At 62.0% G+C, this 16,477-nt stretch carries 15 protein-coding genes; 12 read left to right on the plus strand and 3 right to left on the minus strand.

The window, feature by feature from the left end; translation table 11 throughout:
• The first annotated feature begins 109 nt into the window (after positions 1 to 109).
• Together NKI50_RS15815 and NKI50_RS15820 are read left to right on the plus strand one after the other, a co-directional pair.
• The gene (locus NKI50_RS15815; protein ID WP_156948049.1) at positions 110 to 1,921 is read left to right on the plus strand and encodes a hypothetical protein; all 1,812 of its coding nucleotides are present in this window, start codon (positions 110 to 112) and stop codon (positions 1,919 to 1,921) included.
• A gap of 9 nt (positions 1,922 to 1,930) precedes the next feature.
• Positions 1,931 to 3,373, plus strand: coding sequence for a hypothetical protein (locus NKI50_RS15820; RefSeq protein WP_352639592.1), 1,443 nt, complete (start codon positions 1,931 to 1,933; stop codon positions 3,371 to 3,373).
• Between the two features lie 237 nt (positions 3,374 to 3,610).
• On the opposite strand, the gene NKI50_RS15825 is transcribed toward NKI50_RS15820, so the two are convergent.
• Entirely contained in the window at positions 3,611 to 4,411 is an 801-nt protein-coding gene (locus tag NKI50_RS15825) for an IclR family transcriptional regulator (RefSeq protein WP_352483665.1), read from the minus strand.
• Between the two features lie 241 nt (positions 4,412 to 4,652).
• Between NKI50_RS15825 and NKI50_RS15830 the strand changes: the two genes are divergently transcribed.
• Genes NKI50_RS15830 through NKI50_RS15845 form a run of 4 tightly spaced genes read left to right on the plus strand, consistent with a single transcriptional unit; the run spans position 4,653 to position 9,162 of the window.
• The gene (locus NKI50_RS15830) at positions 4,653 to 5,705 is read left to right on the plus strand and encodes a substrate-binding domain-containing protein (protein WP_031193806.1); all 1,053 of its coding nucleotides are present in this window, start codon (positions 4,653 to 4,655) and stop codon (positions 5,703 to 5,705) included.
• Positions 5,706 to 5,723: 18 nt separating this feature from the next.
• Positions 5,724 to 7,232, plus strand: coding sequence for a sugar ABC transporter ATP-binding protein (locus tag NKI50_RS15835; RefSeq protein WP_023718472.1), 1,509 nt, complete (start codon positions 5,724 to 5,726; stop codon positions 7,230 to 7,232).
• Positions 7,229 to 8,194 carry an ABC transporter permease gene (locus tag NKI50_RS15840; protein WP_023718471.1) on the plus strand — a complete coding sequence of 322 codons (966 nt, stop codon included), beginning with the start codon at positions 7,229 to 7,231 and terminating at the stop codon, positions 8,192 to 8,194. The genes NKI50_RS15835 and NKI50_RS15840 overlap by 4 nt, the downstream gene beginning before the upstream one ends.
• Positions 8,191 to 9,162, plus strand: coding sequence for an ABC transporter permease (locus NKI50_RS15845; RefSeq protein WP_156948048.1), 972 nt, complete (start codon positions 8,191 to 8,193; stop codon positions 9,160 to 9,162). The genes NKI50_RS15840 and NKI50_RS15845 overlap by 4 nt, the downstream gene beginning before the upstream one ends.
• Here the strand turns inward: NKI50_RS15845 and NKI50_RS15850 are convergent.
• Positions 9,136 to 10,077 (minus strand): amidohydrolase family protein, encoded by a 942-nt coding sequence (locus tag NKI50_RS15850; protein WP_352639591.1) that lies wholly within the window; start codon positions 10,075 to 10,077, stop codon positions 9,136 to 9,138. The genes NKI50_RS15845 and NKI50_RS15850 overlap by 27 nt on opposite strands.
• A 74-nt stretch (positions 10,078 to 10,151) precedes the next feature.
• On the opposite strand from NKI50_RS15850, the gene NKI50_RS15855 reads away from it, so the two are divergent.
• From NKI50_RS15855 to NKI50_RS15880, 6 genes are all read left to right on the plus strand, one after another.
• Entirely contained in the window at positions 10,152 to 11,471 is a 1,320-nt protein-coding gene (locus NKI50_RS15855; protein ID WP_352717066.1) for an alanine racemase, read from the plus strand.
• 41 nt (positions 11,472 to 11,512) lie between these two features.
• Positions 11,513 to 11,857: a RidA family protein gene (locus tag NKI50_RS15860; RefSeq protein WP_023718467.1), complete on the plus strand. Its 345-nt coding sequence runs from the start codon at positions 11,513 to 11,515 to the stop codon at positions 11,855 to 11,857.
• A gap of 9 nt (positions 11,858 to 11,866) precedes the next feature.
• Positions 11,867 to 12,877, plus strand: a complete 1,011-nt coding sequence (locus NKI50_RS15865; protein ID WP_023718466.1) for a succinylglutamate desuccinylase/aspartoacylase family protein — start codon at positions 11,867 to 11,869, stop codon at positions 12,875 to 12,877.
• A gap of 56 nt (positions 12,878 to 12,933) precedes the next feature.
• Positions 12,934 to 14,112 carry a hypothetical protein gene (locus tag NKI50_RS15870; RefSeq protein ID WP_023718465.1) on the plus strand — a complete coding sequence of 393 codons (1,179 nt, stop codon included), beginning with the start codon at positions 12,934 to 12,936 and terminating at the stop codon, positions 14,110 to 14,112.
• Between the two features lie 265 nt (positions 14,113 to 14,377).
• Complete coding sequence (locus NKI50_RS15875) at positions 14,378 to 14,629, plus strand: helix-turn-helix domain-containing protein (RefSeq protein ID WP_023718464.1); 252 nt, start codon at positions 14,378 to 14,380, stop codon at positions 14,627 to 14,629.
• Positions 14,629 to 15,936 carry a type II toxin-antitoxin system HipA family toxin gene (locus NKI50_RS15880; protein WP_023718463.1) on the plus strand — a complete coding sequence of 436 codons (1,308 nt, stop codon included), beginning with the start codon at positions 14,629 to 14,631 and terminating at the stop codon, positions 15,934 to 15,936. The genes NKI50_RS15875 and NKI50_RS15880 overlap by 1 nt, the downstream gene beginning before the upstream one ends.
• Positions 15,937 to 16,025: 89 nt before the next feature.
• Here the strand turns inward: NKI50_RS15880 and NKI50_RS15885 are convergent, their stop codons facing one another.
• The gene (locus tag NKI50_RS15885) at positions 16,026 to 16,469 is read right to left on the minus strand and encodes a MarR family winged helix-turn-helix transcriptional regulator (RefSeq protein ID WP_031193803.1); all 444 of its coding nucleotides are present in this window, start codon (positions 16,467 to 16,469) and stop codon (positions 16,026 to 16,028) included.
• Positions 16,470 to 16,477 lie beyond the last annotated feature (8 nt).

Genomic DNA, 16,477 nt, shown 5'->3' on the forward strand with positions numbered 1-16,477 from the left:
TCGGCCGATGTCTGAACGAGACGTAACTTGCTCTTGGGCCAGGGCTCCCGGATCGACGGAGCGCGGGCTTTGCACATCCGCAACCTGTCGTTGGTCTTTCCCCGTCCGCGTGACGATCCATGGTCCAACGCCGCAACAAACAAGGAGAGTTCTCATGCCTGGTAACGATCTTCAGGTCACCGGCGGCATCACGCAAGCACTGCTTGACGCGCTGAACCAGATACACACCGCCGTTGCGGCCCAGCTTGTGAATCCCGACGGCACGCCGTCTGGCTCGGCAGTCTACATGCACCTTCCAGTCGGCCAGCCGATCGACCCGAAGATGTATGCCAATCCCTGGACGCCCGCCGGCGGCAGCGCCTACGGCGCGGTTTCCACCACGGGCGCTTTCTCAGCACCACCCGCTCCCCCTTCTGCCGGAACGCCCGCGACGCCGGCCGGTCAGCTGGCCGCAATGCCGGCACCAGATCCCAGGCTGCAATTGGCGATCAGCAGCGCCTTCAACACGGCTCAACGGGTTGACGACATGTTGATGGTCACCAACAAGGGGGTTGCGGTGTCGTGGCCCCAGCGAACCGTCAGTATCGAGTATTTCACAGCCCTGGCCGGCATGCAGGCGGAACCGATCCCTGAGCCCTCGACCGATATCAAGAAACGCATCGCCGATGCCCAGAAGACATTGTATCTGATGGATGCCGACGGCAATTTTACCGGCTATACGCCGCGCCACACCGCCTACAGACACAACCAGAAGGTGCTGGCAGATGCACGCAGCGAGTTCGCGCTCGCTTACTCCCAAGCCATGTCCGATCCTATCCAGGGACAGGCATGGCCGGTCACCAGCGCCAGATACCAGAACGCCGTCGACCAAGCCTATAACGACTTCAAGGATATGGGCGGGCAACAGATCGACGACGCGATTGCAACCCTTCAGTCCGTCGGCGGCAGCGCCGCGGCCGCCCTGATTGCCAAGGCCCGCAAGATGTACGACGAGTATAGCGTTGGTCTCGGTGGCGCCGTGGCAATCAAGGTGCCGTGGTCGTATATCGATCCGGTCTCCTGGTGGGATCACACCAACCATGACTTCGGGGTGATGAAAATCACCGCCACATCGAAACAGTACCAGGCGAGCGGTGGCGGCGGCCAACACAGCTTCGGACACAGTTTCTACAACAACGAGTCGTCATCAACATCGGGCAGCGTCGGCTACAGCGTTCTGGGTTTCGGCGCCTCAGCCAATGCATCGCACAGCGAGACCAGCCACAACGACGGTTGGAATGCCGACCAGTCCTCCTGGCAGTCGCATCAGGACAGCAGTTCTTCGGCAACTGTCACATTCGAGTGGTTCATGGCCAGCATCGAACGGCCATGGCTGCTTGGCGACCTTTTCCACATGGACGGCTGGTATCTCGCCGGTCAGAAGAAGAATGCGATCAGCGACGGGACCATCGAAGGTCAGATCGGCGACGTGCCCAAGCTGCTCCCGATGATCCCGAAGGGTTTTCTGATTGTTCGAAACGTGAAGATTACCGCTAATTCCTGGGGCAGCATGGGCAGCGCATTCCAGAGCGCCGTCGACAGCGCTAGCGGACACACGGAAAGCAGCTCCACCTCCTATGGCGGCAAGGTTGGTTGGTGCGGTATCGGCGGATCGGTCCAACATTCCAATTCGGACAGCAGCGGCGCATTCAGCAACCAGCACGATGCATCTCAGGGTTTTTCCTTCAGCAGCAATGAACACGGTGGAACGCTTGAACTTTTCGGTTCGCAGATCGTCGGCTGGGTAGGCCAGATACAGCCGGCCGCACCGCGCAAGGACGACCCTGCACTCAGCGCCGAAGTCGTGGCCAACCCTGCGACAGCCGCCAATGCCGGAGCGCCTGCGATACCGGCTGACGCGCCCGCTGCTCCGCAAGGCTGAGGTGTCCCTGTGAGCACGAACAGCGATCAGCTCGCGATCCTTGGCCAGCAAGTGGTGGACACGTTAATCGCGACCTACAACCCCAACAATGACCCGTCGTTGGCGCTTGCCATTCATCCGGGGCAGGCGCTAGCCGATGGCATCGTGCAAAATGGCGTGACCAATCCGCTGCGGCTGTCGGAGTGGCTGGAAGACCAGTACGACTACCCGCTATGGCTGAAACGGTCCGATGCCTCCTCCGTTTCCGCCTCGTCTGTCGGCAGTCTTACCGCCAAGTCTGCCTATTTGGCGATGATCCCATGGGCGCAACCGGGGGTTCCGGTTGATGCTCCTTCCTATGCGCGCATCGCCGCGATGGTTGCCGAGGCACGAAAAGATATCGGGGACAATCCCGATGCGCTGCCATTCAGCTGCGAGCCGACAGATTTCGCCGAGCCCAGCTGCACGGCCTGGCATGTCTTCGATCAAAGGATATCCCGCACTACCGCAACCACGACCGAGACACCCGGCGCCATTAAGGCAAATCCCCACTTATGGAAGATGCGAGTGTTGACAAAAGAGGTGGTGTCGAACCTCACCGCAGTTTCCGAGGCGGTCGAACGGCGCAAGGCATTTGCCGCCGAATTAGCTGTTGTGCCAAGGGTTGAAGCGGTCAGAAAGCTGCGCATGCAGCCACATCTCACGGACTACGCTACCCAGCCAGTCGAGTTTCTCGGTATCCAGGATGCAGCAAGCACCGCGGTCAATCTGAGCCAGTTCAGCGCGAACCATCTGGGTGGCCTCACCGCTTCGCCGCTCCACGCCCGGGCGCTGGCCGCTACCCTGCCAACATTCAGTCGAATTCGCGCTGCCCGGCGACACTTCACAGCCGAGGCAGATCACGTCTCGCCGCCCAGAGAGCAGCCAAATGCTTCCAGCACGCAAATGCAGTTGGACACCTCGCTCGTGAACCGATTGGCCACAATCCAGCTTCACGATCTCATTAAAAACCCGGTCGTAACGGAGGTAACTACCTCGGACAGTGAACTGCATGTGCATTTCGAGTATTGCATGCTCACCATCACCCGGCGGATCGCCGGCACGAGATGGTGGCATCCCGACCTCGTCGACGAGGAGGATTGGTACGTACCGGGAATGAAGCGCGGCGACATGATCAAGGCTTCGACCGACGAGACCTATGCGCATTGCCTGCCTCAGGGCCTGCTTCTGGTTCGTAACGTGGAATTCAGCGGCTCGTGGACCGCCGAAGCCCGCACGACGATGCAAAACGCCGTCTCGTTTCTGGGTCCCTTCCTGATGCAGGCGCCAACCGGCTCTACATCCAGCACGTCCGACCTCGAACAGATAAGTGTGCTTGGCGTGGGCGTTCAGGTAATAGGCGAGCTTTGCTTTCCATTGCCGCCGCTCCCGCCGATGGATGATCCGGCGGAATCGGAACGTCCCGTTGTCTAAGCAATCAACGACGCTCAATGAAGAGGGTAAGTGCGTTGTGGCCGGGCCGGACGAGGTGTCCCAGGCACCGGTATCATCGCGTGCACTCTGCGGTGCTGGCACGCTGCGGACTGTGGGCAAAGGTGGTCGCGGGAGCGCGCTGCCGCCTTTGCCATACCCACCGGAATACCGGTTCCGGCCTCGCTGCTGCGGCTGAACGAGCGGAGCCTATCCCGAACCTTCGCGCGCCGATTTTTACTAGCTTCCCGCCAGCGACAATCCACGGGCGCGCTCGCATAGCAGGGCAAGCAATTCGCTGCGCCTGGCTTCCGGCGTGTCGACGGGCAACACGAAACAAAGCGTCTTGTTGATGGCCCCGTCGCCATCGCGGATGGGCGCGGCCATGCACCAGGTGAAGCGGTCAGCCAGAGCGGCGGTCTCGCTGAAACCTTGCTGGCGCGCCAGAGCCACATCGCCGAAGAACTCGGCTGGCGCAATGACGCGGCCGTCGGGAAGCTTGTAGTCGCCAGGCGGAATGAAGTCCTGTATTTCCTGCGCGCTCATATGGCCGAGCAGCAGCCTTCCGGACGCCGTCCACGGGATCGGCACCTCGACTCCGACATCGCTTGAAATCCGGAACGGGCCGGGCGAGTCCCGGCAATCAAGGACGACGTATTTGTTTCCGCGCAGGCCACACAGTTGGACGGTCTCGCCCGTCTCCGCGCCTAGTCTGTCCAGGGTTTCGATGATGCGTCGATAATGGGCATTATGATGTGAGTAGGCCCAGCCGAACAGATGCATCGCCTTTCCGAAATAGACATAGCCTTCCGTCCCGACGTTCTCGAGCATTTCGGCTTCCAGCAGGCTGTTGACGATCTCATAAGTGGTCGAACGCGGCGCGCCGATCATCTTGGCGATATCGCCGACGCGCATCGGCGCGCGCTGCCGCAGAAGCGCTTCAAGCAGCGTGATGACGCGGTCAATCCCGCGGCGCCGTTCGCCATTGCGCGGCTCGGCGCGGACTTCCCTTTCGATCAAACCAGTGACGCCATCGCTCATGTGGGCCGCACCCCGCGCAAAATCATTTCGGCCCTCGTCTCAAGACGCTTGAAAGATGTCAAGGCTCAGTCTAGCATCCCATCTGTCCGATATACAGGCCTCTTGTCTGGAATATCAGACAATAAGGAGCCAGGCGCAGAGAGTCCTGACGAGAAAAAGGGCCGTTTCCGAGATGCGGCAACCGGCGGGTTTTCTCGTCTCGACCCCGCACGTCCAGGCATAACCTCAGAAGGGAACAATCATGACCAAATCATCGTTTTTCGCATCCGCCAGCGCCCTTTGCCTCGGTCTTCTCCTCAGCGTTGGCGCCGGTTCGCAGGCCAACGCCGCCGCTAAATGCATCAAGGGCGACCGCAAGGCGCCGTATACGATCGGCTGGGCCAACATCTATTCAGTTCCGACCTGGATGAAGCAGACACAGGGCACGATCGAAGCCGAAGTCGAAACTTTGAAGAAGCAAGGCTTGGTCGACAAGCTCGTCGTGACCGACGCCCAAGGCGACGCCAACGTCCAGATTCAGCAGATCCAGTCGATGATCGATTCCGATGTCGATGCCATCATCCTGATCGCTGGCTCGTCGACCGCGCCGGCGCGCGTGCTGGCGGACGCCTGCGCCAAAGGCATCGCGATCATCAATTTCGACAGCCTCGTCGACACCGACCAGGTGACCGCCAAGGTCAACACCGATTCCTCACAGTGGGGCGATCAGGCGGCCAAGTTCCTGATCGACGCTATCGGAGGCAAGGGCAAAATTCTGATCCTCAATGGCCCAGCCGGCGTTTCGGTCAGTGACGACCGGCGCAAAGGCGCCGATGCCGAGCTTAAGGCTCATCCCGATGTGAAAGTGCTTGCCGAAACGAACACGCCCTACAATGTCGCGCCCGCCCAGGAAGCGGTCACCAGTCTGCTTTTCGCCAATCCCGAAATCGACGGCATCCTGTCGCTCGGCGGCGCTCTGTCGGCGGGTGCCGTGCTCGCGCTCGACAAGCAGGGTCGCGACCAGGTGCCGATCACCGGCGAGAATGCGCGCCAGTTCCTCGAACTGTGGAAGGAAAAGGGCTTGAAGAGCTGGGCGACGATGCAGCCGAACTGGCTCGGCGCTTTCGCCACCTACACCGCCGTACAGGCGCTGGACGGCAAGGATGTGCCGGCTTTCGTCAAGATCCCGCTGCCGGTGATCGACAATTCCAACGTCGACGAATATCTCGCCCGGGCTAAGGATTTCCCGGCTGACGGTTACATCTATTCGCCGTTCGATGAGGATCTGTTCAAGAAGCTGCTGGCCCAGAAATAAGCCTGAAGGGTTGCAACATTGACAACCACGGCTACGCTTCTCGCCGCGCGGGGGGTGTCGAAGTCCTTCTTCGGCAACCCCGTCCTGCGCAACGTTTCCATCGCTCTGCAGCCGGGCCGCGTGCATGCGCTGCTCGGCGAGAACGGCGCGGGGAAGTCGACGCTGATCAACCTTTTGTCCGGCGCCCTGCGCCCGGACGGCGGGGCGATCGAGGTTGATGGACGCCCGGTATCGCGCATGAGCCCCGCTCATGCGCGGCATGCCGGGATCGCCGTTGTCCAACAGGAACTCAGCCTGACGGCCAGCCTCTCGATCGCCGAAAATATCGGGCTCGGCGCCTATCCCAAGAGATTCGGCTTGGTCGATTACACGGAACTTGCCGCACGGGCCAGGGCCGCATGTGATCTTGTCGGCCTTCGCGAACCGCTGTCTACGCCGGTGGGGCATCTGTCACTCGGCCGGCGTCAGATGGTGGAGATCGCCAAGGCGCTCTACCGGCGGCCGCGCGTGCTCATTCTCGACGAACCCACCTCATCGCTATCGGCAACCGAGACAAAAACCCTCACGGACTTGCTGGAAAGGCTTCGGGCCGAGGGCATCGCCATTCTCTACATCTCACACCGACTGAACGAAGTGATGACACTGTGCCAGCATGTCACCGTACTGAAGGACGGCGCCTGCACGGCGGACCGCTCGCTGGAAGAAACTGATGCCGCCGGGCTGGTGCGGCTGATGGTCGGCCGCGACCCCGGCGATCTCTTTCCACGATGGCAGCCTTCGCCATCGCCAGCCAACGCCATCTCGGTTCGTAATTTTTCGGCCGGCCTGATGCGCGACGTCGATCTCGACATCAGGACAGGCGAGGTGCTTGGGATCGGCGGCCTGGTCGGGCAGGGGCAGGAAGATCTGCTGCTTGGCCTCTACGGCGCGATCCCGGCTAGGTCGGCATCCGCGACCGTAAACGCTGCTTCGGGTCTGCCGGGCGGCGTGCCGAAAGCCAATGCGCTCGGCCTCGCCTATGTCCCGGCCGACCGCAAGCGCGAAGGCCTGCACTTGATCCATCCCATCATCACCAACATGATGCTACCAGCCTTCGCAAGGCTGCCGGCGTTGAAGCTGCGCAGCCGGCGTGCCGAGCGCGATTTGGCGAGGGGACTCGCCGCCCAGCTTGCCATCAAGGGCGACCTCGATCGCCCGGCGCAGGCACTCTCAGGTGGCAACCAGCAGAAAGTCGCGCTGGCGAAATGGATGCCACACGATCCGCTTGTGCTTCTCCTCAACGATCCGACGCGCGGCGTCGATGTCGAGACCAAGCGTGAGATCTACATGATGCTTCGCAATCTCGCTGCCGCCGGCAAGGCGATCGTCCTGCTCAGTTCCGACACACCCGAACTGGTGCACCTTTGCGACCGCGTCGCCGTGGTCCGAGAAGGTCGCATCAAGGCCATGCTCGAGCGCGAGGCACTGAGCGAGGAAGTCATCGTCTCCGCCGCAATGGGCGCCGAACAGCAGAAAGTTGCGGCATGAGCACGGTTGTATCCTCAAGCCAAGCCGGCGCCCTCTACTGGCGAGTTCAGCTGCGCCGAAATGTTGGCGTGCGCAGCCTGTTTGCCGTGGTTCTGGCGTTCCTCGTTGCCTACGGCGTGTTGTTCCCCGGCCTCTTGACGGCGTCCGGCTTCGCCAAATTCACCCAGAGCTGGTTTCCGCTGGCGCTGGTCGCGATGGCCCAGGCGATCCTCATGCTCACCGGCGGCATCAGCTTGGCAATCGGCGCAATGGTCAGTCTCGGCGCGGTAATCGCCGCGACGACGATGATCGGGCCGCTGGGCGTAGCCGGCGGCACCGCCGTGGTGGCGCTGACCGGTATCGGCATCGGTGCCGCGACGGGGTTCATCGTCGTGAAACTTCGGTTGCCGGCCATCGTGGTGACGCTCGCCGGCTCCTTCATCATCGGCGGTGCTGCGTTGCTCATCCTGCCGAGGCCGGGCGGCGCCATTCCGGAGTGGCTGTCGGACCTGCTTGCCGGCAACACGCCGGCGGCATTCGTGTTGCTGGTGCTCGTCGTGCTTTTGTGGAAACTCTATCTCGCCACCCCGCTTGGGTTGAGCCTCTATGCCGCCGGTGAGAATCCGGTCGGCGCCTATCGCTCCGGCGTGCCGGTCGACGGCGCGCGGATCGCGGCCTATGCGATCAGCGGTCTGCTTTGCACAGGCGCCGGCCTGTTCGTCGCCGCGCAAACGGGTTCGGGCGACCCGGTCATAGGCACAGCCTTCACGCTGAATTCCATTGCCGCCGCGGTGCTCGGCGGAATCGGCTTCCTCGGCGGCCAGGGCACGATGCGCGGCGCGCTTGCCGGCAGCCTGCTGCTCAGCCTGATGATCAGTGTCATGTTCTTCCTCGGCTTCACGCCAGTTGCTCAGTATGTCGCCCAAGGCCTCATCATCATCGGGGCGGTCGCCATCCCGCAATTCCGCAAGGTGCAGCAATGACAGCACGGAAAGAGAGCGCGCGCGGCGGGCGGGCGTTGACGATCCTGCGCAGCCGGCCCTTCCTCACGGTCGCTATCGTTGCCGCGGTGTGGATCGCGGCGAGCTTCGCTTCACGTGGCTTCGGCGCTTATGGTCATTTGCGCTATTTGGTCGAGTTGGGCGCGGTGATCGGCCTGGTCGCGGCGGGCCAGACCTTCGTGGTGATTGCCGGCGGCATTGACCTTTCCGTCGCGGCGATCGTCACGGTCAGTGCCGTCAGCCTCCCGCTGCTCTCATTGCAGGCGGATCCGACCGGGCTCACAGCCGTTCTTGCAGTCCTTGCGTTGACGACCGCGATAGGTCTCGTAAACGGGCTGGGCGTGGCGCTGTTGCGCGTTCATCCAATGATCATGACACTGGCGATGGCGACATTCCTGCAGGGCCTCCTGATCATCATCGCCGGCGGCAGCGCCGTGACCGCCGAGAACCCGCTGGTCAGCTGGCTCGGCAATGCGCGGCCAGCCGGTATTCCGGCAGGCGTGCTTTTGTGGGTGGTCATTTCCGTGATCGTTCTGACCACGATGCATGCGACATCCCTCGGCGCCCGGATTTTCGCGATGGGCGCCAATCCGCTTGCCGCGGCGCTGTCCGGAGTTTCCGTCGCCTCGACCACGCTCGCCGTCTACGGCATCAGCGGCTTCTGTTCGGGACTTGCCGGTGTGTTGGTCCTCGGCATGAACGGCCAAGGCTATGTCGGGATCGGAGATCCCTATCTCCTCGCGTCGATTGCCGCCGTGGTGCTCGGCGGCACCTCGATACTGGGCGGGCTCGGCACCTATGCCGGTACTATCCCCGGCGCGATCCTGCTGGTCACGATCACGGCGCTGATCACCGTCGTCAACGCATCGCCCGGCTGGCGCAGTATCCTGTTCGGGTCGCTGATTCTGGGGCTGCTGCTTCTCTCAGGCAGGGAGCAGGCCCGCCGATGAAATATCGTGCAGCCGGTAGATACGCCTTGCGTTGCCGAAGAACAGCGCCGTTTGCTCGTCCGCGGAAAGCTCTCCTGCAATGGCTTTGAAGCTGTCATATACTGCATCGAATGACGCATGCAGGCCGGCGACTGGGAAGTCACTGCCGAACATCGCTCGCTGCGTACCGAAACAGTCGATGCAATGCATGACAACCGGCTTCAGGCTGTCGAGTGTCCAATCATGATCGTAGGCGACCAGATCCGATATCTTGATGGCAGCGTTGTCGCACTCCGACAAAAGCCGCAGCCCTTCGCGCCACACCCGCATCCCGTCTGCATCGCGATCGATCGGGCTGCCGCAGTGGTTGAGAACAAAGAATTGGTCCGGAAAGGCCGCTGCGAGGCGCGCCGCACCGGCGAGCTGGCGCGGAAACACCATCAGGTCGAAAACCAGCCGGTGGCGCCCAAGCAGGGACAGGCCGGCACGCCAGGCCTGATCGTCCATGATGCCGTCACGGGCAGCAAAACGGCGGGCAGGATCCGGATCCCAGCTCAGTATGTCGCGCACACCGACGACACGGTCGAATGCCGCCTGCGCCTCGACCAGCGCCGGCGCTTGGCGGCTCGCCAGCGGTATGTGAACAACATAACGGGCGGCCACGCCGCGCGACTTGTCGAGCGTTTCAAGCCACCGCGTTTCGCCGACGCATTCATCCCCGGTCCAGCCGGCTTCGACATGGACGGTTGCGACGACATTGTGCCGGCCGGCGTCGCGCAAATAATCTTCAGGAAGGTAGTTTCGCCGCAAGCGGCCAAGCTCCCCCAGACCGCCGCGTTCGCCAGCCGTTGTGGCGAGCCAGGGGTGCCGGCTGAGGCCGAGATCCCAAAGGTGATGGTGGGCATCGATGATCGGTCCGCGGTAAGGTGTTGGCACGCATCTCTCTCATGGTGTGGCCGGAATCGGAAATCGATCCGGACTTCATCCTGTAAAGGAAGGACTAGCATCGGATGACCGAAAGCTCACCCGTACTGTCGCTGGCGACCCGAGAAAATTTCCTGCTCGATGACCGTATCCGCGGCGTGCCGCCTGGCACCCTCGGCTTGGACAGCAGCCTTGTCGCATCTGAGCGCTGGCATCCAGCGGATGGGCGTATGTCGTTGCCGGTGTTGACCGTCGACGAGGGGGCCTTCATCGCCAATCGTGACCTGTTCCTGCGCTATGCGCGAGAGCAGGGCGCCGTGATCGCCCCGCATGCCAAGACCCCGATGGCGCCTGATCTTGCCCGGTCCCTGATCGAGGCCGGAGCATGGGGCACGACCGTCGCCGACATAAGGCAGGCCACGGTGATGCTCAGAGCCGGACTCTGTCGGCTGATCATCGCCAATGAGGTCGGCGGACCAGGTGGTGCGAACCGGCTTGCGGTTCTTGTCAGCGCCTGGCCAAGCGCTGAGTTCTACGTTTTCGCCGACTCGATCGCCGCCGTGAATGCGCTTGCCGAAGCCTGGCGGGCCAATGCGACGCTGCCGCCATTGCGCGTGCTCGTCGAACTTGGTGCGGGCAGGGCAGGCGCCCGGACCACCGGCGAAGCCGAGGCGATTGCCGACGCGATTGTAGCAGCCGGCGGCCGGCTGCTGATCGCCGGCGTCGCAACCTATGAAGGTGCCGCGGCGCAGCCCGATCCTGACCGCACCGATGAGGCGATATCCGCCCTGCTGACAATGACAGCCGACATGTTCCTGCGGCTCCGCGCCCGCGTCGGCGGCGACACCCCGCTGATTGTCACGGCAGGCGGCTCGGTCTACTTCGACAAAGTGGTCGCAGCGCTTTCGCCTCTCGTTTCTAGGGACAGCAGCGCGACGCTGGTGCTGCGCAGCGGCGCCATCTTCTTCCACGACCATGGCGTCTACGACCGCTCGCTCGGCACACTCGACGCCCGCGAGGGTTTTGCAGTCGGCGGCTTCAATGCGTCCGCACGAAATTCGTTCCGTCCGGCTTTGCGCCTATGGGCCGAGGTACTGTCGCGGCCGGAGCCCGGCCTTGCGATCTGCGGCATGGGCATGCGCGACGTGTCGTTCGACCAGGGCTTTCCAATGGTCCTGACCATCTTTCGTGCCGGCAAGCAGCTGCCGATAGCGCGTGCCGAGGTCTTCAAGCTCAACGACCAGCACGCCTTCCTGACAATTGCGTCGGGCGACGACATTGCCGTCGGCGACACCGTTGAATTCGGCATCTCCCATCCCTGCACCTGCCTTGATCGCTATCGCGTGATCTTCGGCGTCGACGCGGCCGGATATGTCAGCCACGCCTTTCCCACCTATTTCGGCTGACCATCGTCGCGCTTTCCAAAAAAAGAACGAAAGGATCCGATATGATCAAGTACTTCCAATCCGGCTCCCGCATGTCGCAGGCGGTCGTCTATGGCGGCCTCGTGCACATAGCGGGCCAGGTCGCAGACGATCGCAAGGCCGGCATCGAGGGTCAGACGAGCGAGGTACTCTCCAAGATCGAGGCGCTCCTGGTCGAGGCCGGCAGCAGCAAGTCGAAGCTCGTGGCGGTCAACATCTTCCTGCCGCAGATTGGCGATTTCGACGCCATGAACAGTATCTACGATGCCTGGGTGGATTCCGCCCGTCTGCCGGCGCGTGCCTGCGTCGAGGCGCGTCTCGCTGATCCTGACCTCCGCATTGAGGTCACCGCCGTCGCGGCTGTGTGAACCGCCGCCATGCACACCGGCATCAGCCATTCGCTCGATTTCGATCGGGACGGCAAGACGCTCAGCCATCTGAGCATCCCGTTCTCGATAGACCGTTCGCCATATTTCCAAATCAAGGTCCCGATCTGCCTCATGCGCAATGGTGAGGGTCCGTCGCTGCTTCTTATGGCCGGTAATCACGGCGATGAATATGAAGGCGAGCTGTGCTTGGCAAAGCTGGTCCGCCGGCTCGATCCAGCGCGAGTCAGGGGCCGCGTCACCATCCTGCCGATGGCCAATGTGCCGGCGGTGATGGCCGCCAAACGCTGCTCGCCGCTCGATGGCGGCAATCTCAATCGCGCCTTCCCCGGAGATCCGTCGGGCACGCCGACAAGCCGGCTCGCCAACTTTCTCGAGACAGACCTGTTCCCCCGACACGACATCGTCTTCGACATTCATTCGGGGGGCACTTCGATGGAACATCTGCCGACTGCACTCGTCGAGCGCAATGCCGATCCCGAGCGCCACAGGCGCGGGGTGGAGCTGATGCGGGCGCTCTGCATGCCCTATGGGTTCGTGGCCGACAATGGCCAGGCCTCGCCGACCTCCATGGGTGCAGCGCGCCGTGCCGGCGCCATCGGCGTCAGCGGTGAGTTCGGGGGCGGCGGCACCGCCACGGTCGACACGATGGCGATCACCGCTCGCGCGATCGACAATCTGCTGATTGCACTAGGCCTGGTCGACGGGCCAGTTGTTGGCGCGGAGTCAATGCATTCGATGCCGACGCGACTGCTTTCGCTTTCGCGGCATAGCCAGGGCCTCTACGCCGCCCGCCGCGGCTGGTTTGAACCCGCCGTGAGGGTTGGCGACAGCGTGAACGCCGGACAATTGGCTGGCTGGTATCACGATCTCGAAAGGCTCGATCTTGCCGAGGAAGCCTTGCATTTTGCCGAAAACGGCATCGTGCTTTCGCGGCGGCTGCATACAATGTGCGAGGCAGGAGACTGCCTCATGCAAGTCGCCGAACCCGTAGAAACCTAAAGGGAAACCGCACGGCGTCTAGCTGCTGCGCCACTCTGGAGAACTGAGGATATCTTATGCAGCTTTCCATGTGGACCTACCCCTGGGATGTCCAGGATCTCGGTTTCGAGATGGTCGAACGCGATCTGGTCGAACGCGCGGGACTCAACATGATCAGCCTTGCTGCCTCGTATCATGCGGGACGCTTCCTTCAGCCGCGCAGCCCGCGCCGCAAAGCCTATTTCCCGGAGGACGGCACGATCTACTTCAAGCCAACCGCCGCGCGATGGGCCGACCTCGCAATTCAGCCCAAGGTGGCGGACGTGATCTCGCAGGGAGGCGACGTGCTTGGCGAGCTCGTTCGCAGACGAGACGCCAATGGGCTCGGTGTTTCGTGCTGGACGGTGTGCCTGCACAACACCCGCGCCGGCATGCTTTATCCGCAGGTGGTTACCCGAAATGCCTTCGGCGATCCCAATTATTACAACCTTTGTCCCTCGCATCCGGATGCGCGCGCCTATGTTCGCGCGCTGGTCGCCGACGTTACGCACACCTACAAGCCGGACAGAATCGAGCTCGAAAGCCCGTCATTCATGAGCTTCGCCCACGAATATCATCACGAGAAAGACGGTGTCGGGCTGACCGCGGAAGATGACTTCCTTCTGTCGCTGTGCTTTTGCCCGTCCTGCCTCGCCCGCGCCGCTTGTGCCGGCATTGACGGCGAGGCGGCGCGCAAACTGGTCAGAGGGTGGATCGTCGAGACCTGTGATCGTGCCGTTCCGGCACCGCGTTTTCCGGACTTTCCGAACGGTAGCTTCGATACCTTCCAGCCCTGGCCAGAATTATACGACTTTCTGCTGTGGCGGTTCGAGCCGGTGACCAGCTTGGTTGCCGAGCTGCGCGACGTTGCCGATCCGGGCACACGTGTCCTCATCATTGACCTGAAGGACGGCTGGTTGGGCGGCTGCGATCTGGCGGCTCTCGGCCAGGCTTGCGACGGCGCGATCCTGTGCGCCTACGATATGCAGGCCAGCGATGTCGCAGATCTGATGGCCACTGGCCGTGCCACGCTCGGAGCAGAGAAATTCCTTGGGACCGGTTACCGGCTGTTCCATCCGGAAATGGCAGGCCCGGACATTCTCGCCGCCAAAGTGAAACCGGCGCTGGCGGCGGGCGTCGATGGCATCAATTTCTACAATTACGGCCTTGTACCTGCCGCACGCCTCGATTGGGTGAGTGCCGCACGATCTGTGTGAACAATCGATCCATTGCCGACCCAATAGGCCTAATTTTGCCTCGAGCATTGCGCGTAATGGAGAGGCGTTCGGAGGACTTCCCGCATGGATCCTCGCATTGCTTTGGCCGGCGGCCAGCAGCCTAGCTGAAAATCGAGGCATGGCTGTGAGGGCCACGCGGGAGGGAGGCGGGTTATACGGTGGAGCGCATCTTCCAATTTATTCGCTCTAGCGCATATTGAAATCTATCTTCTGAGCGTATATCTCATAGCTGGAGAGGTACGCTGTGGACCAAATCGCCCGAACGCCTAAGCAACTCGGAGATGCCATCCGCCGGCGGCGCCGCAAGCTCGGCCTGAACCAGGCCACTGTCGGGGAGCACACGATGCTACGCCAAGCGACCATCTCGGCCGTCGAGAATGGAGCGCCCGGGACACAGCTCGGAACGCTTTGCGACATTCTCGCAGCGCTCGACCTTGAATTGGTTGTCCGCTCTCGGACCAGAGCAAAGTCGACCGAGATCGAGGACGTCTTTTGATGGCTCGTCCGCGGCGGCACCTCCCGCTCAACGTCTTCTTGAACAGCCGTCTCGTCGGGCGGCTGAATAGACAATCCAGCGGCGCGATCGATTTTCAGTATGATCCGTCCTGGCTTGCCTGGGAGCATGCGCTACCAGTCTCGCTATCTCTGCCCCTACGTGAAGATCGCTATATCGGTGCACCCGTCATTGCCGTGTTCGACAATCTCCTGCCCGACAGCATCCCGATTCGCCGCCGTATGGCTGAGCGTGTTCATGCCCGAGGGATAGACGCCTACGACTTGCTTGCCGCTGTCGGACGGGATTGTGTCGGCGCACTGCAATTCCTGCCGGATGATGTCGAGCCGGGCCCCGCCGGTATTGTCGACGGCAAACCCGTTGACGATATCGAAATTGCTCGTCTCGTCCGCGATCTGGCATCGGCCCCCCTCGGGCTGGGCGAGGATGAAGATTTCCGGATCTCGATCGCTGGCGCTCAGGAAAAGACTGCGCTCTTGTTCTGGAAAGGACGTTGGTACAAGCCGCTGGCGACGACTGCTACAACGCACATCCTCAAGCCACAGATTGGACGCTTGCCAAATGGCATCGACCTTTCCTTCAGTGTTGAAAACGAATTTTTCTGCCTCAAGATGACAGCCGCCCTGGGACTCCCGTGCGCCGTCGCCGCAATCGAGGAATTCGAAGGCAATCGCGTGCTCGTAGTCGAACGTTTCGATCGCCGATGGACGAGTGACAACCGTCTCCTGCGCTTGCCCCAGGAAGACTGCTGCCAGGCTCTGTCTGTGCCTCCGTCGCTGAAATACGAATCCGATGGCGGGCCTGGGGTTCCGGCTATCCTTGGTCTGATGAAGGGAAGCGACCAACCGGAGCTAGATCAAGCTGCGGTTCTGAAGGCCGTGGTCGCCTTTTGGCTGCTCGGCGCCACAGATGGACATGCCAAGAATTTTAGCGTCTTTCTTTCTCCCGGCGGCCGGTTCCGCATGACGCCGTTATATGATGTGATCTCAGCGCAGACCAGCCTTGATGCGGGACAGATCAGGCGCAACAAAATGAAGTTGGCGATGGCTATAGGCGACGCACGCCACTACCTTATCGATAGCGTCATGCCGCGCCATTTCATCCAGACCGCCGCCAAGGCAGGAATTGGTCCAAAACCCGTCACAGCGATCTTTGACGAGCTGCGCCAACGGGCGCTAGCGGCAATCGAACTGGTTTGTGCATCGCTCCCAAAGGGTTTCCCTTCGCAAGTCGCAGATGCCATTGGCAATGGGGTCAAAGCTCGCGTGCGCAGACTGGAAGAGGTGTGATGCTTAAGATCGAGGCACAACCAGACTGATAGCCATTGGGACGTCCAAATGATCTTCTTTTAGCAGCAGCAACGCCGCGCGGGATGTAATCAACCCACGGACTTGCCAGCCTGTAACTTTCTGACCAGGCCGATCAGCTGATCCAGGTCCGCGCGTGTAAGCGCAAGCATCTCCGCAGGGGGTTTGTGATATTCCCTTGTCAATTCCTCAATGGTTGCAACACCCTTGGCCGTAAGCTTGACACGTTTGACACGGCGATCGCTTGGCGACGGAACCCGTTCGGCGAGCCCCGCCTGCTCCAACCGGTCGACCAGCCAGGTCGCCGTCGAAGGGTCGCAGTGCCATTGAGCGGCCAATGCGCCGATCGGCTTGCCCGCATCTTTGTCGAGGGTGAAGAGGGCGCGCGAGTCGTTGGGCGTCAGACCCAATTTCTGCTGGATCGCCAACCGGTCCGGCGCGGACCGCATCAGGAAATCAAACATCAGGCGCCAAGCCTCGGTGGCGTGCTGCAAGCGATCTTGGCCCGGTCCCATTCCACGCT

Origin of the sequence: Mesorhizobium sp. M0563 (assembly GCF_040321065.1) — a bacterium.
Lineage (GTDB): Bacteria > Pseudomonadota > Alphaproteobacteria > Rhizobiales > Rhizobiaceae > Mesorhizobium.